Source organism: Roseomonas rosulenta (assembly GCF_016106005.1).
GTDB lineage: Bacteria > Pseudomonadota > Alphaproteobacteria > Acetobacterales > Acetobacteraceae > Neoroseomonas > Neoroseomonas rosulenta.
In genome coordinates, this window is the sequence record NZ_JACADR010000539.1 from 1 (window position 1) to 1,305 (window position 1,305).

The 1,305-nt window shown below is 76.2% G+C and carries 1 protein-coding gene; it reads left to right on the forward strand.

The features are described from left to right. Positions 1–1,305 (forward strand): ComEC/Rec2 family competence protein (locus tag HW578_RS26695; protein WP_198373719.1); only part of this gene is annotated, 1,305 nt, incomplete at both ends.

Consider the following 1,305-nt stretch of genomic DNA (forward strand, 5'->3'; position numbering starts at 1 on the left):
GCCGCTCGCGGGCCTGCGCGCGGCCATGGAGGCGCGCGTCACCGCCGCCATCCCGGGCGCGGCCGGGGCGGTCGCGGCGGCGCTTCTGACCGGCGGGCAATCCGCCATCCCGCGCGCCGACCTCGCGGCCATGCGCGATTCCGGGCTCGCGCACCTGCTCTCGGTCTCAGGGCTGCACATCGCGATCGTGATGGGCGTGACCTTCTGGGTGGTGCGCTTCCTCATCGCCTGCTGGCGCTCGCTGGCGCTGCGGGTGGATGGCAAGGTCTGGGCGGGGCTCGCCGCCCTCGGCGCCGGGGGCTTCTACATGCTGCTGACGGGATCGCAGGTGCCCATGCAGCGGTCCTTCGCCATGGCCGCGCTGGTCACGCTGGCGCTGCTGTCGGGGCGGCATGCCATCACCATGCGCGGCCTCGCGCTGGCGGCGGCGGCGGTGATGCTGCTCTCGCCCGATGCGCTGCTCGGCCCGTCCTTCCAGATGTCCTTCGCCGCGGTGCTGGCCCTGGTGGCGGGATGGGAGGCGCTGCGCGGCCCCGTACAGCGGCTTCAGGGCGATGGCGTCTGGTGGCGGCGCGGCGCGGTCTTCGCGGTGGGGCTGGTCGGCACCTCGGTGCTGGCGGGCTTCGCCACCGCGCCCTTCGGCCTCGCGCATTTCGGGCGGCTGCAATGGTACGGCGTGGCGGCGAATGCGGTGGCGGTGCCGCTGACCTCGGTGCTGGTCATGCCCGCGGCGATGCTGGCGGCGCTGCTGATGCCGCTCGGCCTCGACGGCCCGGCGCTGGCGGTGATGGGCTGGGGCTGCGAGGCGGTGCTGGTGGTGGCGCGCGAGGTCGCGTCCTGGCCCGGTGCCGCCACCGGCGCGCGGCCCATCCCGCCCTGGGGCCTGGCCTGCTTCGGCTTCGGGATGCTGTGGCTGTGCCTGTGGCGGCTGCCCTGGCGCTGGGCGGGCGTGCCGCTGATGGCGCTGGGCCTCGCCAGCCCCGCGCTGCATCGCCCGCCCGACCTGCTGGTCTCGGGCGATGCGCGGCTGATCGGCTTCGCCGCCGAGGGCGCGGTGTGGCTGCAACGGCAGTCGGGTGCCTCGAACCTGGTGCGCGATTCCTGGCTGCGCGCGCATGGCACGACCGATGCGCGGCCCCTCCCGCGGGAGGGCGAAGCCGCGGGCGGCGCGATCGCCTGCCGTCCTGGCGCCTGCACGCTGCGTGCGGTGCCCGACGGCACCGCCGCGATGCTGTTGCGCGGCGAGGCGCCGGACCAGGCCTGCGGCCGCGCCGCGGTCATCGTCTCGGCCGAGCCGGTGCGCGG